The following is a 21107-nucleotide window of genomic DNA, read 5'->3' as shown; positions in this document are numbered from 1 at the left end:
AACAAAACGTTTTGCGAATCCGTTTCATGCAATACACAAGTATTTATGGATTGGAATCATGCGTTAACCCGCCTAATCCTGAGAACGATGATCGACAAGTATAATGGTTCCTTCAATAAGCTCATGCGCCGTCGCATCTAAAATTTTTTCCAGCCTTCGGCTTAAGGATTGCAGCTCTTCGCCGTTTCCGGCAAAAAAGATGGGGGTATCCCCAGCCGCCTTATCCTCATGAACCGTAACAATGGCCCGAATCCCTGCCACGAAAGCCTCACCTCCCTATCCCCTCTCAACCTTACTGTGAAATGCAATCGGCACGGATCTACCGGTCCGCTTTTCAAAGCAATTCTCTGACCTGGAGCCGCCCATTGTACACCATGCGGACGGTTACTGTCCTTCACGCTTCCGACGGCATACGCACCGCACTTTCCAATACAGGCACCTGAAGCGCAGTTTTCACCGCATGCTTTGGATTGTTTTTACGGGGAAGCAAAAACACGCCGAGCCTTCCGTCACGAAGATCGAGCTTCGTAAGAGGGATAAGCGAAGGCTCGCCCGTATCGCGAACCACACCAAGAATCGTACATAAATCATAGAGAATCGCCTGACGCTGGCCGAGATTAGATAACGTAACCCGGCAATTTTCATTTTTCGGATTAAAAATAAGCCCGAGCGCTTGTTCTTGGATGAGCTTTCGGCTTTCCTCCAAGCCGACGTTCATAATGTGAATGTCGCCGACAAATACGTTCGGACCTTCAAACCGGATGGGCGCTGCTTCGACATCGGCAATTTCTTGAATCGACTTCCCCGATTTAAAATAATTTGCAATCAGCAGCGCCGCCGCTCCAGCCGCAACCCCCCAATACCATGCAAAAAGCACGGTAAACAGCGAGCTGGTGAAAGCCGTAAAGATCGCGAGGTAATTGCGGCCCTCAAATACCATAGCGATCCCTTCAATATAGGTCGCCCCGCGCTGCACGAGCTCCATACTGTCCAGCTTCGTTAAGGTTTCCCGTTCCATATTCCGCACATCGCGAAACTGCTGTGCCGCTAAAGCCAGGAACGTTACCGCCGTGTAATCACGCTCAAATAACGAGGGAACGGCCACGGCTCCCAGCGCGGCGGCGATCACACCTAGAGAAAGGTGAATGATTTTTCCGTGCGGATACGTTGGATACTGCCTGTAATCGGTACGAAGCATTGAAATACGGCTTATTAAGCCAATGACTGTACCTACCACAATCGCAATCGTATATCTTTCGTCAAACATCCGGATCATCTTCCCCTTTCTTTATACCGAGCCGATTTCCAGCCCATTGTCTGGACCGCTGCCAAGCCGTTTCAACTGCCGCGCTAAGCAGGCGAACCGTCAACAACTGCGTCCACAAGTGATCCTGCAGCATCGGCCCTCCAAGCAGCCTTGCCGAGCCTTCCGGCTCCAAAAGCTGTATGGTCGCATCGTGGAAGGTAAGGGCAAGACTGATCACAGCAATTTGCTGGAGCGGCTGGCGCGTGTATGCAAGCGTCATGAGTACGGCAACGACATCCGCTTGAAATAACAGCCGATACAGCTGAAGCATCGGATCAACCTGCTGCAGCTTTTCCATTAAAGAAATGATCGCCCCAAGAAAGAGCGCAAAGGAAATACCATGCAGCGACTGCAGGAACGGCCCTTTCATCCAAATGACGACAATCATGGTCACGAGCGGGACGTAAACGCCAACCGCCTGCAAATCGCCGTATATCGGAATGGTAAAAAAGAAGCCGCCTATCCATGCTGCAAAAAAAAGAAGTATTACATAGTTCGAAACGCTCCCTAGTAATACTTCCTTCCATCCGCTAGCCCACAAAATCCATACGCTAAACAGGAGGATCAACGACAAAATACCGGGATTCATTTTATCACCTGACCGTCATTGGTACTCCTATTGTTTGCTCGTTTTCCCAAAATTACACGCCAAAACAAAAGATCCCCCGCCAAATAGACAGAGGATCCTAGGTATTGGTTTCATTTTTACAATCGTACTGCTTCTAACCTTCTCCACGGCGGGCAAAATCCACGGTGTTGATCCCCCGCTGCCTGCACCACCGTTCAACGGGCCCTGTTATGACAAGCGGCTTATCCCAAAGCTCCGGCACACTTCGCGCGCCAAGCGCTGTCATCAGCAGCTTCAGCTCCTGCTTGGTTTGTTCAATTAAAGCGACTAATGCATCAAGACCTTCGCTGCGCAGCACCCGCAGGAAGGCTCCCGCCATGCCGACGGCGGAAGCGCCAAGAGCAAGCGCCTTTCCGGCCTCTAACACGCCGCTAATCCCCCCCGTAGCCGTAACACTGCCTCTCGGGTAAACAGAGAGAGATTCCAGCAGCGCAATCGCCGTCGGATGTCCCCAACCATTGAGCCAGGGCATCGCTTGTTCTCTCCGGGCATTTTCAATGGCAGCGAAATTCGTGCCGCCCGACCCGCCGCAGTCGATCACCGATACACCGGCATCCCGCAGCTTGCGCGCGCCTTCACGCATGATCCCAAAGCCAACCTCCTTGACCATTACGGGCACTGGAGAAGCTTTGACAATGCTTTCGATCCGTCCCAGCATTCCGCTAAAATTCCGGTCTCCTTCCGGCATGATCAGCTCCTGCATAATGTTTAAATGAATTTGCAGCATGTTCGCTTCCAGCATATCAATCGCTCGGAGCGCTTGGTCTACGGTGGCTTCACTGCCTAAATTGGCGAGAACGATTCCGTTCGGATTCATCTCCCTGACGATCCGATAGCTTTGCTCGACTTCGGCATGTTTTAATGCCGACATTTGGGAACCGACCGCCATCGGGATCCGCGCCTGCGCTGCAGCAATCGCCAGCTCACGGTTAATCTGCTCCGTCTCTGTGGAGCCTCCAGTCATCGCATTAATATAAATCGGAGCCTCAATGGCAATAGTTCCAAGCGACGTATCCAGCTTAACCTCGTCCATCGATAAATCAATAATACATTGGTGCACGAAAGTGATATCGTCGAAGCCATGCCGCCCGCTTTGGCCGATTCCAAGGGCATGCTCGACGTGGTCCATTTTTCTAGACATTCTCAAAGTTCCAGTCGCCTCCCAGACAAAAGAAAATAAGGGCGCCTTAACGCCCTTATCCTCGTTCATGCTGCCGCAGCAGCTTATTTAAATTTGCTGAGCTTGTCGCCGAAACGCTCGCCAAGAGTCATCGTTAACCCTTGAACATTATCGCCCATCGGCTCCTGCTGCTTCGGCTCACGCTTCGGACGCTCTTGACGCGGTTCACGCGCAGGTGCTTCTTCCGTTTCCTTAATGCTGAGGCTGACACGCTTTTCCGAAGGATTCAGGTCAAGAATTTTTACCTTCACCTCTTCGCCTTCCTTCAGCACCTCTTGCGGAGTAGCCACATGACGGTGCGCGATCTGCGAGATGTGAACAAGACCCTCTACGCCCGGAGCGATTTCAACAAACGCACCGAAGGATACAAGACGCTTTACCGTGCCGGTAACGATATCGCCGATAGCGAATTCGCTGCCAACCTTCTCCCAAGGACCCGGTTGAGCCGCCTTCATGCTCAAGGAGATCCGCTCATTCTCAGGATCAACCTTCAAAATTTTAACCTTCACCTTGTCGCCTTCTTTGACAACATCGGAAGGCTGCTCAACATGGTTCCATGCCATCTCGGAAATGTGCACCAGGCCGTCGATTCCGCCGATATCGATGAAAGCGCCGAACGGAGTCAGGCGCTGAACCGTACCTTCAATGACTTGATCAGCTTGAAGGTTGTTCAGGATTTTCTTCTTCTCTGCTTCGTAATCATCGTCAAGCACATCCTTCTGCGAAAGGATAAGCTTGTTGTTTTCTTTATCGATTTCTTTCACTTTCAGGCGCAGGGAACGTCCTTTGTAATCGCTGAAATCTTCAACGAAATGACGCTCTACCATAGAAGCCGGCACAAAGCCGCGTACGCCAACATCGACAACGAGACCGCCCTTAACCACGTCGGCAACCTTCGCTTCGAATACCTCGCCTTTGTCAAACTGCTCTTGCAGGCGATCCCAAGCTGTCTCTGCTTCAACCGCTCTCTTGGAGAGCACGAGGCTTTCCTTCTCATCGTTGATGCTGACAACCTTAAGGGTTACCTCTTGGCCCTTCTCCACGATTTGCGCTGCACTGTCCACATTCACTGCGGAAAGCTCACGAATCGGAATTACGCCGTCATATTTATAACCAATATCTACGAATGCTTGATTATCTTCCACTTTAACGATGGTTCCCGTTACCACGTCACCCTTCTTGACCGTGGAAATGTTCGCCATTTCGTTCGTTTGGTCTGCTGCCGCAGTACCCTGATCTTGAACCTTTGTTTCTTCCGACATTTGATTACCTCCTCAACATTCGCTTATCCCAAGTTTGTGGTCACCCGAGAAAAGCACTACTCACCATGAATTTATTTAAAACCGGCATGGAAACTTGCTATGCCGGATTCATGACGTCTAGGTTTTCCACAAATAGTATAATTCCAAAATACCATTTCCATACTTCGGAATCAAATCGAACGCGAAAATTAATTCGATGCCGTTCCGCGATTCGCCAGCTCCCGTATCCGGCGCATAATTTCTTCCGTCGCTTGTTCCAGCGAGTCCGAAGTATCGCCGCTGAAGGCCGACATGTCTACGGGTTCTCCAAAATAAATGTTCAGTTTACGAAAGGGCTTATAAGAGCCGACCACAGCGGTTGGAATCACGGTTGCGCCGGATCGCACGGCAAGACTTGCCGCGCCCTTCTTCCCCATACCTCCGCCGCGCGTTCCCTCTGGAAAGATGCAGAGCATCTCGCCTGAGCGAAGCAGCTGTATGGCGTATTTAATGGATTCTTTGCTGACGCCGCCGCGTTTAACGGGAAAAGCGCCTAAAGCACGGAACAACCAGCCCAAAGGCTTTAGTTTAAAAAGCTCTTCCTTCGCCATAAAACGAACGATTCGGTCTAGCTGTGTACCAACGACAGGCGGATCCCAATTACTAATATGATTGCTGCAAATAATAACGGCGCCCTCTTTCGGGACATGCTGAGTCCCATGGGCCTCAATGCGGTATAAAAATCGGAAAAGCTGACGCAATAAATAACGGGCAAACTTATACGTTTTCATTAAGCTTCTCCCCGCCCATCTTAGCTTTGCACAAATCGATGATCCGTTCGACGACCTGTCCGATGCTCATCTCGGTCGTATCCAGCAGAATGGCGTCATCCGCCATGACAAGCGGTGAAACCTCCCTTTCCTGATCGATCCGGTCGCGTTCGGAAATTTCAGCCATCAGCTGCTCAAGCGTAATCCTGCTGCCCTTGTCCTCCAGCTCTCTGCGTCGGCGCTCGGCCCGGACACGTACGCCCGCTGTCATGAAAACTTTCACTTCAGCGTGAGGCAGTACATTCGTACCGATATCGCGGCCATCCATGACAACGCCTTTCTCTAGAGCCATCAGCTTCTGCTTTTCAACGAGCAATGCGCGAACTCCGGCGATTTTCGCTACATCCGATACCGATGAGGTAACCTCCGAAGAACGGATCGCTTCCGTCACGTCTTCGCCGTCAACGAAAACCTGCTGACCCGAAGGATGCGGGAACAGCCGGATATCGGATTGCCGAGCAAGCTCAACAATCGCATCCTGCTCGCTGAGCGGCAGGCCGCGCTGGAGCATCTTCCAGGTAACGGAGCGGTACATTGCTCCTGTATCGACGTATACGTACCCAAGTTCATTGGCTACCAATCGGGAAATGGTGCTCTTCCCCGCCCCAGCCGGGCCGTCGATTGCTACGTTTAGTTTATGTATCGACATCGGGCAATATCTCCTTACGAACCATCGGCCTTTGCATGCAAAAAAGCAGGCATAGCCTGCCGACCCGGTTCTTATTATATCATACGAAAGAAACGTGTTGCAAAATCACTACCCCTATTCCTGTGAATAAGGCAGCCCTTCCAAGCCTTCGATCCCGCTCAAAAAGCTTCGAACGACCGGCCATCGAAGAAGCGCTTGAGCCGCGATTAGCAGTAAAAAACAGACCCAAGTCAATTGCAGCAAACGCTTCTCCACCGAATTGGACAGCCGTATAAATAATTTCACATATCGCTTGACCGGATTTCGTTTGGACATAAGCATCACCAAGAATAGATTTCCTCGAATGACACCATGCTATGCGAAAGCTGCCGTCAATTTTTACGGATATCAATCTGCCGTTCAAAACAAAACTTAACAATACGCTGGCGTTCTGTTTCGGAAATTTCACCGTACCGGCACATGACAAGCTGCTTGCCGTTGTCCAGCTTTTTGGAACGAACAACCTCCAAGCCAAAGTTGGCATGATCGATTGCTCCGCTTTTAAACGGAATCAGCAGCCAGCTGCTCAGCTTATCGCCTTCCTTAATCGGCAAGTGTCCTTCGCAAACGAATGAAACACCGCCGCCGCCAACATCCTCGGTAACCCCAATAAATTGCAGGTGTTCCTTAAGATTTAAAGCGATTTCCAGGTTCGCCGGCACCCGTAAGTAGCTGCGGCGCTGAATCTTTGTGATTGATTCGGGATCCGGCTTTCTTATAATAAAAAGCTTGATCGCATCTTCCTTCATCCCGATTACATCGGTTTGAAAATAATGCTTAACTCCGCCGTCAAGCATATAATAAGCGGAAATTTGGTCTCCTCGAACCAAACGCTTCATACGTCCCGTTTTCTCATGAATCGGCACTTCGATATAGAAATACTCACTGTCAACGTCCGCGATACGGGACTTGTATTCCTGCTTCGCCTCTTCTTCGTCATACGAAGCAATCTGGAGAAACAGCAAGCTGTTAATTTTGGGCAGCATTCTCTTGATCCCCCCGCTGTCACGCTTATGATGCTTGTCCATTGGATTATAACATGGCGGTACCCTGTTTAGAAGCTTTAAATTGTCCCGCCATAGCAAAAGGCCGGCTTTCGCCGGCCTCTTTCAAACTGTTAACCATTGTTCTGGTTCGGATCTCGGACATCCAGCTTCGCATCTTCTTCGCGAATTTTTTCCACTTTTTCATGGATTCCGGTCACGGCATTAATGTAGGCCTTATACAGCCCGCCCATCATTGTACCAGTAAATTCGTACGTTAACGTTTCTTCCTTCATATCGTTCTTGATTAATGCCACTTCTTCTTCCGTTACCTTGAAATCGCCATTGAGCGATTTACGCGCCTCATCCGCTGTAATGGCCGGCTTCGGTAAATTACGCTGCTTATGCTCATAAATATAGTCTGCTGCATGCAGAGCCGTTACTTCGCCGTTATCCAGCGCGACTTTTACAACGACACGCTCCGGCATGATAAGGATTCCGTCCTGAACCGTCACAAATGTCAAGCTCACGACATTTTGGTACTGATCGTACGAGACCGGCTCCATGTCCCCATATCCTTTATCCATGAGGAACTGGTGGGCCCGGTCAGAGGCTTGATCAATCGTCAGCTTCTTCTCGGCAACCTGACGAGGGTTCATAAAATAAATTAATCGGCCGCCTTGCTTCGTGAAGTCCATTTGGATTCCCCGGCCCTGCTGCGCATTCGGCACCGTTACGGAATAAGAGCTGAATTCCGTGCCCGCGCCGTTTTCCACAACCTCCATGTTAGTCGGATTTTTCATTCCGAGGAAGTTGGCCGCCGCCTGCTTCACCTGCTCCGGACTAACCTCTTGCCCGCCCAAAGCGGAAAAGCTGCGCTTTTCAAACAGACTTGCCATCGATGGACCCCAGTTTACTTCATCATAAGCATTGACCTGCTTGTCCACGGTCATAAAACCGTCGACAATCGTATTGTCCATATTTTCGTTCTGAGATGCGAGCGCTACCTCCACATCCATCCAGCGAAGATTTTCCGCAAGCACCGATTCCTGCACATCGCGTAGGTGGCCGGAAATTTCTTTTGAACGTTCAAACAAGGTCGTTAAAGTCTTTTTCTCATCCGCCGTCAGCGGCTGCGCCTTCAAATCACGCATTGCCGTACGGTATGAAAAATTCGAAATGTTCGCCAAAAATTCTTCTGTCTTATTGAAAGGCATTAGCGTTAGTGGCAGCTGGTTCACTTCATTTTGCGCTTCGCTTGTCAAACGCCATACGTTAAGCAGACATTTGCGATGCCAATCACCGCCTTCACCGACTGCAACGGCACTGCCAAGCTCTGTGTTTAGTTGATCCAAATGGTAAGACAAATCATGAAATGCTCTCTGATACTGATTCTCTGCTTTGAGAAGCACTGCATTTTTTTCTTGATGCTCTTGATACCCCCAAAATGCGGTTCCGATCAAAAATATGGTAACGATCGGAAACAAAATGGCGCTCAGCCGTTTGTACATGCTGCATGTTCTCCCTTCCATAACCAATATGTTACGGATAGTGTTTATCACCAGTAGGAGGTTTATACAGTCATCTTACAATTGCTGAGCGCCATTTTTTTAAAATGTGTTTTCTTGAATTTCGAAATCGGAAGCGTTGTTGCAAATGCATTGCTTAAAACCCGTTTCCACGCGGCCCTTCTCGCGTTTTCCCCGTAATATGAACCGCTCCCCGCATTGATTGCAGCGAATAACAACCTTTAAGCGTGGTTTATCTGTCATCGTGATGTACAACCTCCATCTTAGAAAAAGTGCGCACCCTCATTATTGACCATTCATGAAGATGTTAACCTCTTCTTCCCGATGAAGACTGCGAAAAGGCGATACCGCTAATGCACGGTTCATTTTCCAAATCGCTACGCCCCACAAAACAGCCATCAAAATAGCCATCCATACATACCAGCTTGTGGTCATCGTCAGTAAGATCCAGTCAAACCATCCGTGCCAAAAAATAGGAACGGCTAATGAAGCCAATAAAAGCAGCTTCTTGCGAGTTTCTGAAAACTTCGCCTTGCCTATGAAATACCCCATCACGACACCGAATAAAGCGTGGGCAGAGACCGGCAGCAGCGCACGAATAATCACCGAAGACAAGTCGTAAGGGTTTAGGAGTACATGGAGCAGGTTTTCCACTGTCGCAAATCCGATCGAGGAAGCTACGGCATAGACGATACCGTCATACGGCTCGTCGAAGCTTGCACTTGGGAACACAAAAAAATACACGATAAACCACTTGAAAAACTCTTCGATCCCCGCCGAAATAACAAAGGAAAACAGCCATTCGTTTTCTCCAAACGCGAGAATAAAGCCCCGCTGAATAATCATAATCGGAAACACGACAAGCATGCCAAGCAAAAACACGCTTGCTACCGCACGGATCGGCTCCGTGACATAACGATCCTTTAAATAAAAATAAGTAAGCAAAGCTAAGCCGGGAGCTACCGCAACAGTTAGTAACGAAAGCCACTCCAATCCCTACCCCTCCTTTCCGCTTGTTCTTGCAGGCCGAAAATGGTTAAATCCAGCCCCGGAATCTCGAAGCCTCCGCCATTTTCCGTACACCGACCATATAGGCAGCCAGCCGCATATCGACCCCTCTAGTGCTGTGAATGTGGTACACATTTTCAAAACCGTTAATCATGAGCTGCTCCAGCTTCCGATGCACTTCTTCTTCCGACCAATAATAGCCTTGGTTGTTTTGTACCCATTCGAAATACGATACAACAACACCGCCGGCGCTGGCCAGCACATCAGGAACGAGCAGTACTCCACGATCCGTGAGCATTTTCGTCGCTTCAATCGTAGTAGGCCCGTTCGCCGCTTCCACAATGATGCTCGCTTTGATCCGATCCGCATTGTCCCGTGTAATTTGATTTTCGATCGCGGCCGGAACAAGAATATCGCATTCCTGCTCTAAAATTTCTTTGCTTGGCAGTGTATTCTTGAACAAATTTGTTACCGTTCCGAACGAATCCCTGCGGTCAAGCAAATGCTCAATATCCAAGCCCTCAGGATCGTATAACGCTCCATGCACGTCGGCAATACCGACGACCTTTGCACCCGCCTCGTGCATAAACTTCGCAAGAAAGCTTCCCGCATTGCCAAAGCCTTGAATAATGACACGTGCCTGGTTCAAGGCAATATTTTTACGGCGCAGCGCTTCTCCAATCATAATCGTAACGCCTTTGGCTGTGGCGGTCTCCCTGCCGTGCGAGCCTCCAAGCACAAGAGGCTTCCCCGTAATAAAGCCCGGCGCCTCAAATTCACGAATGCTGCTGTATTCATCCAACATCCAGGCCATGATTTGGGAGTTGGTCATGACGTCGGGCGCCGGGATATCCTTTGTGGGTCCGACAATCTGGGAGACGGCCCGCACGTAACCGCGACTTAAACGTTCCAGCTCACGAAAGGACATTTCACGAGGATCGCAAATGATTCCGCCCTTTCCCCCGCCGTAAGGCAGATCTACAATCCCGCATTTCAAGCTCATCCAGATCGATAATGCCTTAACCTCATCCTCGGTGACGTCGGGATGAAAGCGGACGCCGCCTTTCGTCGGCCCAACCGCATCGTTATGCTGTGCCCGGTATCCCGTAAACACCTTCACTTTGCCGTCGTCCATCCGCACGGGAATCCGCACCGTAAGAACACGGAGCGGCTCCTTTAACAGCTCGAACATCTCTTCGGGATACCCGAGACGGTTCAGTGCTTCGTGAATAATCGTCTGCGTTGATACCAGTACGTTTAAGTTTTCTTCCATTATGAGGTCAACCACCTTTACGCTTCAGTGTTGAACAGATACTAATAGGTAGCATAATCTCGAATTGGAAGGTCTATGCGCGGCATCCGCCTACGAGCAAAAAGCATCTGTCAAAAACAGCTGTTTTTGAAGATGCTTCTTCAGCGTATGTCCCTTGAGTCATGTCATCTCATCTAGAAATGGCGGCATAGCACCTCAACCGCTTTCGTTTCCGCAACAACCTTTCCATATTCCTCCAGCACTGCTTTGGTAACAGAGGAGGCGTCACCAAATTCAGAAAGGATCGCAACAAGCTTCTGCTCCTCTTTTTCCTCCAGCCCGTCAGGGTCTAGAAGTAAAAAATATTTCTCTTTATAAGAATATAAAGCCGTGTTCTGCGCTTGGATATGATGCTGTAACAGCTTGGCGCAGGCGACTGTATCTTCAAAATCGCGGAATTGGTACGTAATCATTTCATTATGGTCAATCGTCAATTCCATTTCATACACGTTGCTCGGCAAATCCAAATCGTCCTCAAAATCATCATCATTATGAATTCGTTCCGGTTTACCTCGTGTCACGATCACAACCATTCCCTGAGCAGGAAGGGCAAATACTTCTACTGCAAGCGGACCCGTTGCATCGAAGCCGAGCTCCGAATAAGCTTGCTCCATCATATCGCTGAACAATTCGTGAACCTTAGGAATTTCGCGCCACATATCATCCTTTTGAATACCGCGGTCCGACAAATCGTCAAACGTAAGAAAAATTCGAATTTTGTCCTGGCTTAAACGTTCCATCTTCATGGAGGGTCCCTCCCTTGCATATCTGCTGTAAACAGTTTATGAATTCGATAAAGCAATGGTGCTGTGATACTTCTACTATTCTATTAGCTCTATGTTAACATTATTTTATTTTTGTTGCACTATGAAAGAAAAAACAAAAAAAAACACCCCGCAGGGTGTTTGTGAAAGAAATGCTTACACTTTGTATACCGTTTCGCTGTCCGTCAAAATTTCGCTGACTTCTTTTTGAAGCGCCGGATCATTCTTCACGATCGATTCAATATTTACTAAGCTGGTGTTGCCGCTGCTTTGCGTGCTGCTTGCTTGCTCCGCTTCCTTCGTTTGAGCATTGCCGTATTTGGAGCTGATCTCCGAAGAATTTTGCGACATTTTTTTTGCGCCGCCCAATGCTTTATTAAGCTGGTTTCCAGCACTGCTTACCATCGACATCATCATCGGACGGTTACCGCGCTGTAAATAAAGCACTGCAGCCGCGCCCAAAATACCGCCTAACATTAATGTTCCCATGCGCATAACGTTATCCCTCCCGTTGTATCGTTAGGTACAATTTTATTGTGAACTCCACACACCGAAGTGATGCACGGGAAAGCGAGGAAATAAGAGGGGGTAATCTAAAAAATGGGTCTGTGATACAATAGGTACAAAACAGAGAGCTCAATCGAAAAAAGGAGACGTACCAACGTGAAAATGAAGCTGATTGCCTCCATGCTGATCCTTTCTTTAGCCGTAGGCTGCGGCGGGAACACGGAAACCAAGCAGAGCCCGCAGACCGCCGAAAAGCAAGCCCAGCCTCAAGCCGGGGCAGGGGGAACCGCGGACCCCTCAAGTAAGACACCGGACCAGACGCCGGAGCAGTCTGCTCCAGCTAAACCTGCTGACCAAGCCGCAGGTCAAGTGACTGCACCCGAAAAGCCGGCGGAGCAACCCGCTTCGCCTGCGCCTCAGCAAGCAGAGGCTCCCCAAGTGCTGTATACGATGAACAAAATATACAGCATCGTACCAAAGGAAGGCTCGGATGCACCGAAGAAGGTCGTGCTGCTGACCTTTGATGACGGACCTAAAGAAAAGGAGCTGCTAACCAGCATCCTGGACACGTTAGATAAACATAAGGCGAAGGCAATCTTTTTCGTGAACGGTTACCGAGTGAAGGCCAATCCGGACTTACTGACGCTCATTCATGAACGTGGCCAGGTCATTGGCAATCATTCGTGGGATCACATCGATTTAAAGAAGCAGACGAATGAAAAAATTGATCAACAAATTGCAGACGTTCAGAAGGCAGTCAAGGAAATTACGGGCACCGCACCGAAGTTTTTCCGTCCGCCTCACGGCTCCTCCAACGAACATGTAAAGAACAAAGCGAAAGAGGAAGGCATGCTGTTTATGAATTGGTCTAACGGCTCCAGAGACTGGGAAAAGGGCTACGATAAACCGGAGAAAGTAATTGCCAGCGTGATGGAGCAGCTTGGACCGGGCAGCAACATCTTAATGCACGAGCTTCCATGGACAGCCGAAGCACTCGATTCCCTGCTCACGCAGCTTAAGGAGAAGGGGTATGGCTTCGTCGATCCTAATACGATTGACACCACAGTAAAATAAACACCGATACAGCACAAAACGAGGAGCCGTTGGGGATTTCGCCCTTTTCGCTCCTCGTTTCATTTTATAAATAAATAAATGGTTTACTCCATATGCTTCGTTCCCCAAAAAATCAGCCCGGCTGTCAGCACAAGAAATAACGCGATAAGTGAATTAAAAAACCATTTCTCCAGCTTCATCTTGTTGGACGGATATACAGCTCTGCGTGAGGGCAATGTAGAACTGGCTCCCTGCTGTTCCTTCCTCATTCTAGCGCTTCGTGACGGCAAGGAGCTTTCCGTATTAGTGCTCTGGATGGGATCCACTGCTTTCTTCCTCCTTCTCCCCCATGTTCTCTTCCGGCTTTCGGTAACGAATAATTAAGCCCATTATCGTATCAATGACAAAATGCGCGGTAATCGGTGCCCATAAGCTTTCCGTTTGCACATAAATCCAGCCTAGACCATAAGAAATTCCGAAGACGAGTCCCGTCAGCAGCCAATGGCGCAAATACCGCACATGAATAGCTGCAAACAAAATGCTTGTCCAATACGGTCCGAATGCGTGCTGAATCGCCCCCCGGAATAGCATTTCCTCACAAATCGACACCACAAACGAAATAACGACAATATGTAATATGGAGCGGTTTTGAAACAGCCTTGCATTCACTCCGCCATCGTCCGTCACTTCCTCCGGAACCCATTTGGAAATGAGAATATCAACAACAATGACGGCAGCAGCAAACAATGCACCCCAAAGCCAAACATGCCAGCCACTTGGAAAAAAAAGAAGCTGTACCGGGTTTCTCCCTTGAAATAAAATAAGAACAACGCCTAAAACCAAAGTAATTGCTTGTGTCGCATACAAGTTTAGCATGAGCGTCCGGTCGTCAATTTCGTCGATCCGGACCTGACGGAAACGAATCTTGCGCGGGTCAAATTTTTTCATCGCTTATTCCTTTTTTATACGAATTCCCCTATACTAGAAACGACATCTAACGACTTTATTCGACTATTTTTAAACAGAAATGAATTTAATTATTCGATAAGGAGCTTGTTCATGGAAAAAAGACTTACGAAATATGATTATATCATATCCGTACTTATTGTCTTCATGCTGATTGCGGCCGCCGGCGCATTTTTTTACGGCTGGAAATCAGGTTACAGCGAAGCGCAAACGAAGTACGAGGAAATGATCGCGAAAGAGCAGGAAGAAAAGACACAAGGCTCCATCGCCTACCACCAGCAGCACTTGGTTTCCTTTTACTATACCGTGTACCAGCCATACCGCAATTTTCAAGATAAATGGTTTGAACAGCTGCAAAACATGGACCGCAACAGCACCACGGTTGACAACGGCTCTGTAATGAAAGAGCTCCATAAAACAGCGGCCGCAAAATACGAAGAAGCATCGCAGGCCCAAATCCCAGAGGCTTCCCCATTATTGAGACAAGCACAGAGCAGCTACCTTAAGAGCTTAAAATTGTTTATGGACGCAACAGCCTCCTGGCAGTCAAAAAGCAACTCCTATAAAGGAGCAGAGCTCATTAACGAGCTGGAAAAGGATGTCTATTTCCAAGAAGCGAAAAACTTCGCCTTAACCGGACAGCAGCAGTATTTTGCTTCGATCGTGGAGTGGAATAAGACCGTCAATGCCGGACTTCAGGGCCTTACCATGGTGACTAAGCCCGATCTGACCGTTAAGGAATGGAATCAGCTGAACCTCAACCTGAAAAACCAGTTTACCGCCGGGCTTCTTGTCAGCGCCAAACAATTCGGGCCGTATATTCCGATGGATGCAGTAACCCGCATCGATGACTTTTTCCAATCCGGAAAAGCGAAGAAGCTGGGCATCGACAGCATTTCCAAAGCGCTGGACACCTTACTGAGCACTGGCGCAATCCGTAACGGCGATTTCTTGGAGAACCGTTCGAAATACAGCCAAGAAGACGCTTTGCCGCAGCTTCCCTTCTTTACAAAGTAAGATTAATCGTAGGCGAAGCCTTTGACTGCCGCTACGGCGGCCATACCGCCTTCTACATTGACGACATCGTAACCGCGTTCTTTCACATAATCGCAGGCCATGCGGCTTCTCACTCCGTGAGCGCAAATAAAAAAAATGGTTTTCTCCTCCGGAAGCTCGTTTAATCGAAACGGCAAGCTCTGAAGCGGAATGAGAGTCGCAGGCTCTATATGGTAGTAATCCCACTCCACCTGCTCTCTTACGTCAATAACGACGGCTTCCTTCAATTCTCCAGCCTCCAGCTTGCGAATAAACTGCTCGGGATGGATAACAGCTGTAATCGACATAGACGGGCACCTCCGATTTTTTTCAAGCATATCCGATGTTACAAAATTGTTCAAGGTTCGACCATTGCATATTCGAGGGTGCTTGCTATAAAATAGAAATTGTGAGTCAAGCCGCTTAAAAATGGGAGAAACACCGGATTCACCGATGGAGTTTTTCCTCATTGACTGGTATTTGTTCCCGTGATACATTATCAATAATATATAGCAATCCGTTGAAGGAGAACCGAAGACGAACGGACCCCCAGAGAGCCGGTGGCAGGTGGAAACCGGCGGTACCCCGTTGTTAGGTAGCACTCCAGAGGAGCTGCATGAACGCTTCGGCCAGTAAATGCAGCCGGCTTAATGCCGTTATCGTTTCCGGTCTTCGACCGGCCAAGGTGTTTCTGTGCGAGCAGAAGCACGAACAAGGGTGGCACCGCGAGTAGAGTCCTCGTCCCTTATACGTTAGGCATACGTATGAGGACTAGGGCTTTTTTGTTATGTTTACCAATATAAGGAGGGGACAGAGAACCATGTTTAAAGTGTTAGTAACCGACGGCATCAGCGATCAAGGGATTCAACAGCTGACTGATGCAGCAGACGTAGAAGTCGTAAAGAAAGGCAGTCTGAAAGAGGATGAGCTTACCGCCATCATCGGCGAGTATGACGCACTGCTTGTCCGCAGTGCAACGAAGGTAACCGCCAAAGTATTTGAGGCGGGCACGAAGCTGAAGGTTGTTGGACGGGCCGGTGTCGGCGTCGACAACATCGAGCTTGAAGCGGCTACCCAGCGCGGCGTAGTTGTCATTAACGCTCCAGACGGCAACACGATTACGACCTGCGAGCACACTTTTGCCATGATGATGTCACTTGCTCGCCACATTCCTCAAGCATATCGTAAAACTGTGTCCGGCGAGTGGGACCGCAAGTCCTTCCTCGGGGTCGAGCTTTACGGCAAAACACTGGGCGTTATGGGTATGGGCCGGATTGGCAGCGAGGTTGCAAAACGCGCAAAAGCCTTCGGCATGGAAATTTTTGCATTCGATCCTTTCTTGACGGAAGACCGCGCGGAAAAGCTCGGCGTAAAAGTCGGAACGGTTAACGACATCGTAAAAGTCGCTGACTTCATTACGGTGCACACGCCGCTTACCAACGAAACCCGCCATATGATCGCCCGCCCGCAGTTTGAAATCATGAAGCCGGGCTGTCGCATCGTTAACTGTGCACGCGGCGGAATTATCGATGAAATGGCGTTAGTTGAAGCGATCGATCAAGGCATTGTTGCAGGAGCGGCGTTTGACGTATTCGAATCCGAGCCGCCAAGCCAGGATCATCCTTTCCTCAACAATCCGAAGGTTATCGTAACTCCGCACCTTGGCGCTTCTACGATTGAAGCACAAGAGAATGTTGCCATCGACGTTTCCGAGCAGGTCCTTCATATTCTTCGCGAAGAGCCGTTTAAAAACGCGGTCAACATGCCTCCGGTGCCTTCCGCAGTTTTGACGAAGCTGCAGCCATACTTTACGCTTGGCGAAAAGCTCGGACGCTTTGTTGCCCAAATGAACGAAGGCGCGGTTCAAGAAATCGTCGTCAGCTATTCCGGCGAGCTGTCCGAAGTGGACACCATGCCGCTGACGCGTTACATCGTGATGGGCGTCCTGTCGCATCATCTCGGCCGCGAGCAGGTGAACATCGTCAACTCCCTTCACCTTGCAAAAACGCGTGACCTTAATGTAACTGTACTGAAATCGCAGGCTGCAAAAGGCTTTACGAATCTGGTTTCCGTGACCTTAAAGTCCAAGGCAGGCGACAGCGTCATTGCCGGTACGCTTTTAAGCGGCTACGGCGCACGGATTGTACAGATCGGCCAATATCCAGTGGATATTCCGCCGGAAGGCAATTTGCTGCTCGTATCGCATAACGACCGTCCGGGAATCATCGGTAAGGTCGGCACGCTTCTCGGCAACAATGACGTTAACATCGCTACGATGCAGGTTGGCCGTAAAGTCATCGGCGGCTCTGCGATCATGGTGCTTACGATCGATAAGCAAGCGGAGAAGAATGTTTTAGCGCAGCTGAATGCTCTGGAAGAAATCGAAAGCGTCAAAGACATTACGCTGTAATCTATAATTGTTCAAGAGGTTCGCCGGCGACGGCGGACCTCTTTTTGTCGTTGTATGTTCTTGTCGGATCTCCCTGTCATTTCGCTCATTGTTCCACGACCAACAACTTTTCCTTTGCTAATTCAACAAAAAAAACCTCTATCAGCCAATTGGCGATAGAGGGATGGTGATAGAAAATGTCGTACCTTGTCCAACGGCACTCGACACTTTAATGGTTCCACGATGCGATTCAACGATGCTTTTCACGATAGCAAGGCCAAGCCCTGTCCCGGTAGCCGCACCTCTCGTACGGGCTTTATCGGCCTTGTAGAACCGTTCAAATACATAAGGCAAATCCTCGCTGGAAATGCCCTGCCCTTCGTCCTGAACCTCGATGAAGACGGCACGGCCGGATACTGCGGTCGGATGCGTATAATCGACGAGCTCTAGCGGCTTGGCCCGCAAATAAATCGAATTGCCGGCAGGAGTATGGCGAATCGCGTTATCCAGCAGATTGGTCAGCACTTGCTCAAGCCGGTCATCATCGACATGACCGATGAATTCCACACCCTCTTCAATTTCCAGATGAAGCGTAATGCCGCGCTCCTTGCTTAAGGCGGAAAACTTACGGTACACACGGGCGAGCAGTGCAGAAACGTCCGCTTCACGGAATTGGAATTCCATCCGGCCCGCTTCCAGCTTCGCTAAATCAAGCAAATCCTGAACGAGCCGGCCCATGCGAAGCGACTCGTCATGAATAATTTGCGCCAGCTCCCTCCGTTCGTCCGGAGAAGCGGCGATTTCATCGATTAACGCTTCACTGTAGCCTTGTACCATCGAAAGCGGCGTCCGCAGCTCATGTGAAACATTCGCAAGGAAGTCTTTTCGCAGCTTGTCCAGGCGGTGCTCCTCGGTTACATCGCGGAGAACGGCTACTGCTCCGCGGACCGTGCCGCTCTCGTAAAGCGGCGCCATAATAACCGACCACACTTCATTTTGAACATGCAGCTTCGTCGTTACGTCCGTTTCCGTTTCACGAACCGTTGTAAACAGATCGTAAATCGGCTCGGGAAGGACCGAACCGGCGGCTAGACCGCCTCCTGCTTGTCCAGCTGGCGGATCAATCACACGCAGCGTATCGGGGCTTTCCGGCGGCCAGGCCATCAAACGGCCCCATTCCGTAATAATTTTCTCGCCCTGAGGATTGGCCAGAAGCACGCGCCCCTCAACGTCAAATGTAATTACCGCGTCCGCCATACTGCGCAGAATGCTGGTTAGATGCTCCTTCTCCCGATTCAAATCACGTATCGTTTCATCCAGCTCTTCAGCCATCAAGTTGAAGGTTTGAGACAGCTCGCCGATTTCATCACTGGAGCGAACCTCCAAGCGAGTCTCATAGTCTCCCTGCGAGATCCGGTCGGCTGCCCGCTTCATTTCTAATAACGGCTGCGTAATTTTTGTCGAAAGGAAGAACGCAAAAAACGTGGTCATTGAAAAGCCGATAATACACGTAATAATGAATACCCGCTTGACCTGATCCGAATTCGTAAACGTCATGTCGATGTATTCCAACGAAAAAACGCCTAAAATCAGGAGCACGACGGCTACGAGAGCAATGATCGTAATCCACAGCTTGCCGACTACGCTTTTCCACACCTTCACGTTATTTCGGCACCTCTAGCTTGTAGCCAACACCCCAAACCGTCGTAATCATCGACGCGGCTTCCGGCGACACCTTGTTCAGTTTTTCGCGAAGCCGCTTGACGTGGGTATCGACGGTGCGGAGATCGCCGAAGAACTCATAATTCCAAACATCCTTCAGTAAATCCTCGCGGGAAAACACCTTATCCGGCGACATGGCCAAATAATGGAGCAGCTCGTATTCCTTTGGAGTGAGACTGATTTCTTGCCCTCCTGCCGTAACACGGTGAGCGTCGTGCTCAATGACCAAATGCGGGAATACGATGTTATTGCGGGTATCCGTATCTTTAGACAAGAAAGCGGTAGCGGAGGAACGCCGTAAAATCGCTTTGACTCGGTAAAGAATTTCGCGGGGCGAGAACGGCTTCACCACATAATCGTCGGCACCGGCCTCAAAGCCGCTGACCCGGTTCGCCTCTTCCCCTTTCGCCGTAAGCATCAGCACCGGGGTCGCCTTCTTTTCCCGGAGCTTTGTGCACACTTCGATTCCGTCCATTCCCGGCATCATCACATCAAGAATGATTAGATCATACTCGGAAGAAAGCGCCATCCGAAGCGCGGTTTCCCCTTCTTCCGCTTCATCAATGCGATACCCTTCCTTTTCCAAGTACATCCGCAGAAGCCTGCGAATCCGTTCCTCGTCATCCACGACTAAAATATGCTTAAGATCATTATCCATATCCGAAACCGCTCCCTTCATGTCCATCCGGCAAGTAAAAACAGCTATATACTAGACTCCAGCATAAGAGTGCATTCCCGCTATGATTAAGTTCACGCCGACAAGAGTAAACATGACAATCGTAAAGCCGATTACTGATAGCCAAGCCGAGCGCCGGCCCTGCCAGCCGCGGGATAACCGCAGATGCAAATACGCACTATAAAATAACCACGTTATAAGTGCCCATACTTCCTTAGGATCCCAGCCCCAGAAACGGGACCATGCGATATGAGCCCAAATCATCGCAAAAATTAACGCGCCCAGCGTAAAGAGCGGAAAGCCGATGGCGATCGAGCGGTAACCCACCTCATCCAAATCCTCCGGATCGATTCCGTTCATAATCGGAGAAATCGCCGCAGCCAGTTTTTTGCGAACTAGCAGACGAAGCACAGCATACACAGCTAGAGCCGAAAGAACAGCCCATGTCACCGTATTTAGCTTCCGCCCCGCATTAACCCCTTTCATCCAGTACGGAGCTTCCATAAGCGGCTTCTCCATGCCCAGGAACGGCTTCATTGATTCCAGCTTCGCATCATACGGAGCGAAAATCGGCGGAAGCGAATAATCCGTCACCTGCGTTTTAACTACTTCCTTGCCCTGCTCGATTACCGTCACCTGCTGTGAAAACTGCGCATGATAATCCGCACCACGAAAGGCAAATACGGAACCGACAAAACCAAGGATAATAAGCAATACGAACAATACAAACTCTACGCCCCGCTGCTCTCGTACGGATGCTTTGTCCGTGGCCTTAAAGTCCACCGCACGAAGCAGATACATTAGCCCCGCAGCAAAACCAACGGCAAAAAATGCTTCTCCGGCGGCGGCTGTGGTTACATGGATTTTAAGCCAATACGAATTTAAGGACGGAATCAGCGGCTGTGCTTCCCACGGAAACACCGACGCATAAGCAAGCACGATGACCCCGACCGGCAAAGCAAAAACACCGAGCAGCGTTACGCGATAAATGGCATAAAGCACAACGAAAGCAGCCATAATCATCATGCCAAGGAAGGTCATAAATTCAAATAAGTTGGATACAGGAATATGTCCGATATCCGCCCAACGGGTGAAGAAAAACAAAAGCTGGGCTGCCAAGCCGGCGCAGGCAAGCACAAACGAGCCAACGCTCCACCTTTTACTGCGTTTTTCCTGATCCTTTCCTTTCCACTTCGCCCTTGTCACAGCAATGACGAAGCCAAAAAAGGACAGCGTATATAAAAGCAAAGCTACAACTAACGATCCATGGCTTAACGATGTTAACGACAT

23 protein-coding genes and 1 other annotated feature are annotated in these 21107 nt (G+C 49.6%); of the genes, 3 read left to right on the top strand and 20 right to left on the bottom strand.

What is annotated here, in order from left to right:
- Window positions 1–72 precede the first annotated feature (72 nt).
- The 14 genes from GQS10_RS04245 to GQS10_RS04180 all read right to left on the bottom strand — a co-directional run bounded on the left by GQS10_RS04245 (window position 73) and on the right by GQS10_RS04180 (window position 11964).
- The gene (locus tag GQS10_RS04245; protein WP_166239323.1) at window positions 73–261 is read right to left on the bottom strand and encodes a capping complex subunit for YIEGIA; all 189 of its coding nucleotides are present in this window, start codon (window positions 259–261) and stop codon (window positions 73–75) included.
- 133 nt (window positions 262–394) lie between these two features.
- Window positions 395–1267: a YIEGIA family protein gene (locus GQS10_RS04240; RefSeq protein ID WP_243734945.1), complete on the bottom strand. Its 873-nt coding sequence runs from the start codon at window positions 1265–1267 to the stop codon at window positions 395–397.
- Complete coding sequence (locus tag GQS10_RS04235) at window positions 1260–1895, bottom strand: hypothetical protein (protein WP_166239319.1); 636 nt, start codon at window positions 1893–1895, stop codon at window positions 1260–1262. The genes GQS10_RS04240 and GQS10_RS04235 overlap by 8 nt, the downstream gene beginning before the upstream one ends.
- A gap of 133 nt (window positions 1896–2028) precedes the next feature.
- Window positions 2029–3075: a type 2 isopentenyl-diphosphate Delta-isomerase gene (gene fni, locus GQS10_RS04230; RefSeq protein ID WP_243734943.1), complete on the bottom strand. Its 1047-nt coding sequence runs from the start codon at window positions 3073–3075 to the stop codon at window positions 2029–2031.
- An 83-nt stretch (window positions 3076–3158) separates the two neighbouring features.
- Window positions 3159–4376, bottom strand: coding sequence for a 30S ribosomal protein S1 (gene rpsA / locus GQS10_RS04225; RefSeq protein ID WP_166239315.1), 1218 nt, complete (start codon window positions 4374–4376; stop codon window positions 3159–3161).
- Between the two features lie 188 nt (window positions 4377–4564).
- Window positions 4565–5146: a lysophospholipid acyltransferase family protein gene (locus GQS10_RS04220; RefSeq protein ID WP_166239313.1), complete on the bottom strand. Its 582-nt coding sequence runs from the start codon at window positions 5144–5146 to the stop codon at window positions 4565–4567.
- A complete protein-coding gene (gene cmk, locus GQS10_RS04215; protein ID WP_166239311.1) occupies window positions 5133–5834 on the bottom strand; it encodes a (d)CMP kinase in 702 nt (233 codons plus the stop codon). The genes GQS10_RS04220 and cmk overlap by 14 nt, the downstream gene beginning before the upstream one ends.
- A gap of 114 nt (window positions 5835–5948) precedes the next feature.
- Entirely contained in the window at window positions 5949–6161 is a 213-nt protein-coding gene (locus tag GQS10_RS04210; protein ID WP_166239310.1) for a hypothetical protein, read from the bottom strand.
- A 44-nt stretch (window positions 6162–6205) separates the two neighbouring features.
- Entirely contained in the window at window positions 6206–6859 is a 654-nt protein-coding gene (locus tag GQS10_RS04205; RefSeq protein WP_166239308.1) for a flagellar brake protein, read from the bottom strand.
- Between the two features lie 131 nt (window positions 6860–6990).
- Complete coding sequence (gene ypeB / locus GQS10_RS04200; RefSeq protein WP_166239306.1) at window positions 6991–8367, bottom strand: germination protein YpeB; 1377 nt, start codon at window positions 8365–8367, stop codon at window positions 6991–6993.
- Window positions 8368–8670: 303 nt separating this feature from the next.
- The gene (gene prsW, locus GQS10_RS04195) at window positions 8671–9378 is read right to left on the bottom strand and encodes a glutamic-type intramembrane protease PrsW (protein ID WP_166239304.1); all 708 of its coding nucleotides are present in this window, start codon (window positions 9376–9378) and stop codon (window positions 8671–8673) included.
- A gap of 43 nt (window positions 9379–9421) precedes the next feature.
- Window positions 9422–10666, bottom strand: coding sequence for a Glu/Leu/Phe/Val family dehydrogenase (locus tag GQS10_RS04190; protein ID WP_166239302.1), 1245 nt, complete (start codon window positions 10664–10666; stop codon window positions 9422–9424).
- 173 nt (window positions 10667–10839) lie between these two features.
- On the bottom strand, window positions 10840–11451 hold the full coding sequence (locus GQS10_RS04185; RefSeq protein WP_166239300.1) for a genetic competence negative regulator: 612 nt from the start codon (window positions 11449–11451) through the stop codon (window positions 10840–10842).
- Window positions 11452–11625: 174 nt separating this feature from the next.
- Window positions 11626–11964, bottom strand: a complete 339-nt coding sequence (locus GQS10_RS04180) for a hypothetical protein (RefSeq protein WP_166239298.1) — start codon at window positions 11962–11964, stop codon at window positions 11626–11628.
- Between the two features lie 174 nt (window positions 11965–12138).
- On the opposite strand from GQS10_RS04180, the gene GQS10_RS04175 reads away from it, so the two are divergent.
- Window positions 12139–13050 carry a polysaccharide deacetylase family protein gene (locus GQS10_RS04175; protein WP_207952133.1) on the top strand — a complete coding sequence of 304 codons (912 nt, stop codon included), beginning with the start codon at window positions 12139–12141 and terminating at the stop codon, window positions 13048–13050.
- 83 nt (window positions 13051–13133) lie between these two features.
- Here the strand turns inward: GQS10_RS04175 and GQS10_RS04170 are convergent, their stop codons facing one another.
- Together GQS10_RS04170 and GQS10_RS04165 are read right to left on the bottom strand one after the other, a co-directional pair.
- Window positions 13134–13355: a hypothetical protein gene (locus tag GQS10_RS04170; RefSeq protein ID WP_166239296.1), complete on the bottom strand. Its 222-nt coding sequence runs from the start codon at window positions 13353–13355 to the stop codon at window positions 13134–13136.
- Entirely contained in the window at window positions 13333–13977 is a 645-nt protein-coding gene (locus GQS10_RS04165) for a CPBP family intramembrane glutamic endopeptidase (RefSeq protein ID WP_166239294.1), read from the bottom strand. The genes GQS10_RS04170 and GQS10_RS04165 overlap by 23 nt, the downstream gene beginning before the upstream one ends.
- Before the next feature lie 111 nt (window positions 13978–14088).
- Here GQS10_RS04165 and GQS10_RS04160 point away from each other — a divergent pair, with 111 nt between their 5' ends.
- Window positions 14089–15012, top strand: a complete 924-nt coding sequence (locus tag GQS10_RS04160) for a hypothetical protein (RefSeq protein ID WP_166239292.1) — start codon at window positions 14089–14091, stop codon at window positions 15010–15012.
- 2 nt (window positions 15013–15014) lie between these two features.
- On the opposite strand, the gene GQS10_RS04155 is transcribed toward GQS10_RS04160, so the two are convergent.
- A complete protein-coding gene (locus tag GQS10_RS04155; protein WP_166239290.1) occupies window positions 15015–15338 on the bottom strand; it encodes a rhodanese-like domain-containing protein in 324 nt (107 codons plus the stop codon).
- 203 nt (window positions 15339–15541) lie between these two features.
- Window positions 15542–15779 (top strand) — a binding site (T-box leader).
- Between the two features lie 71 nt (window positions 15780–15850).
- Between GQS10_RS04155 and serA the strand changes: the two genes are divergently transcribed.
- Complete coding sequence (gene serA / locus GQS10_RS04150; protein ID WP_166239288.1) at window positions 15851–17440, top strand: phosphoglycerate dehydrogenase; 1590 nt, start codon at window positions 15851–15853, stop codon at window positions 17438–17440.
- A 141-nt stretch (window positions 17441–17581) separates the two neighbouring features.
- Here serA and GQS10_RS04145 read toward each other — a convergent pair whose 3' ends face one another.
- The 3 genes from GQS10_RS04145 to ccsA are packed head-to-tail and all read right to left on the bottom strand — an operon-like array spanning window position 17582 to window position 21107.
- Window positions 17582–19081: an ATP-binding protein gene (locus GQS10_RS04145; protein ID WP_166239286.1), complete on the bottom strand. Its 1500-nt coding sequence runs from the start codon at window positions 19079–19081 to the stop codon at window positions 17582–17584.
- Window position 19082: 1 nt separating this feature from the next.
- The gene (locus GQS10_RS04140; RefSeq protein WP_166239285.1) at window positions 19083–19799 is read right to left on the bottom strand and encodes a response regulator transcription factor; all 717 of its coding nucleotides are present in this window, start codon (window positions 19797–19799) and stop codon (window positions 19083–19085) included.
- A 51-nt stretch (window positions 19800–19850) separates the two neighbouring features.
- Window positions 19851–21107 (bottom strand): cytochrome c biogenesis protein CcsA, encoded by a 1257-nt coding sequence (gene ccsA / locus GQS10_RS04135; RefSeq protein WP_166239283.1) that lies wholly within the window; start codon window positions 21105–21107, stop codon window positions 19851–19853.

Origin of the sequence: Paenibacillus turpanensis, assembly GCF_011421635.1 — a bacterium.
In the GTDB taxonomy this organism is placed as follows: Bacteria; Bacillota; Bacilli; order Paenibacillales; family YIM-B00363; genus Paenibacillus_AK; species Paenibacillus_AK turpanensis.
Note: the sequence above shows the minus strand (reverse complement) of the source record. Positions and strands in the feature narration are given on the sequence as shown.

Bases quoted from the DNA above. Each gene is read 5' to 3' on its own strand.
- GQS10_RS04240 (WP_243734945.1), bottom strand. From the start codon at position 1,267: ATGTTTGACGAAAGATATACGATTGCGATTGTGGTAGGTACAGTCATT.
- GQS10_RS04235 (WP_166239319.1), bottom strand. From the start codon at position 1,895: ATGAATCCCGGTATTTTGTCGTTGATCCTCCTGTTTAGCGTATGGATT.
- fni (WP_243734943.1), bottom strand. From the start codon at position 3,075: ATGTCTAGAAAAATGGACCACGTCGAGCATGCCCTTGGAATCGGCCAA.
- rpsA (WP_166239315.1), bottom strand. From the start codon at position 4,376: ATGTCGGAAGAAACAAAGGTTCAAGATCAGGGTACTGCGGCAGCAGAC.
- GQS10_RS04220 (WP_166239313.1), bottom strand. From the start codon at position 5,146: ATGAAAACGTATAAGTTTGCCCGTTATTTATTGCGTCAGCTTTTCCGA.
- cmk (WP_166239311.1), bottom strand. From the start codon at position 5,834: ATGTCGATACATAAACTAAACGTAGCAATCGACGGCCCGGCTGGGGCG.
- GQS10_RS04205 (WP_166239308.1), bottom strand. From the start codon at position 6,859: ATGCTGCCCAAAATTAACAGCTTGCTGTTTCTCCAGATTGCTTCGTAT.
- ypeB (WP_166239306.1), bottom strand. From the start codon at position 8,367: ATGTACAAACGGCTGAGCGCCATTTTGTTTCCGATCGTTACCATATTT.
- GQS10_RS04190 (WP_166239302.1), bottom strand. From the start codon at position 10,666: ATGGAAGAAAACTTAAACGTACTGGTATCAACGCAGACGATTATTCAC.
- GQS10_RS04185 (WP_166239300.1), bottom strand. From the start codon at position 11,451: ATGAAGATGGAACGTTTAAGCCAGGACAAAATTCGAATTTTTCTTACG.
- GQS10_RS04180 (WP_166239298.1), bottom strand. From the start codon at position 11,964: ATGCGCATGGGAACATTAATGTTAGGCGGTATTTTGGGCGCGGCTGCA.
- GQS10_RS04175 (WP_207952133.1), top strand. From the start codon at position 12,139: ATGAAGCTGATTGCCTCCATGCTGATCCTTTCTTTAGCCGTAGGCTGC.
- GQS10_RS04165 (WP_166239294.1), bottom strand. From the start codon at position 13,977: ATGAAAAAATTTGACCCGCGCAAGATTCGTTTCCGTCAGGTCCGGATC.
- GQS10_RS04160 (WP_166239292.1), top strand. From the start codon at position 14,089: ATGGAAAAAAGACTTACGAAATATGATTATATCATATCCGTACTTATT.
- GQS10_RS04155 (WP_166239290.1), bottom strand. From the start codon at position 15,338: ATGTCGATTACAGCTGTTATCCATCCCGAGCAGTTTATTCGCAAGCTG.
- serA (WP_166239288.1), top strand. From the start codon at position 15,851: ATGTTTAAAGTGTTAGTAACCGACGGCATCAGCGATCAAGGGATTCAA.
- GQS10_RS04140 (WP_166239285.1), bottom strand. From the start codon at position 19,799: ATGGATAATGATCTTAAGCATATTTTAGTCGTGGATGACGAGGAACGG.
- ccsA (WP_166239283.1), bottom strand. From the start codon at position 21,107: ATGTCGTTAACATCGTTAAGCCATGGATCGTTAGTTGTAGCTTTGCTT.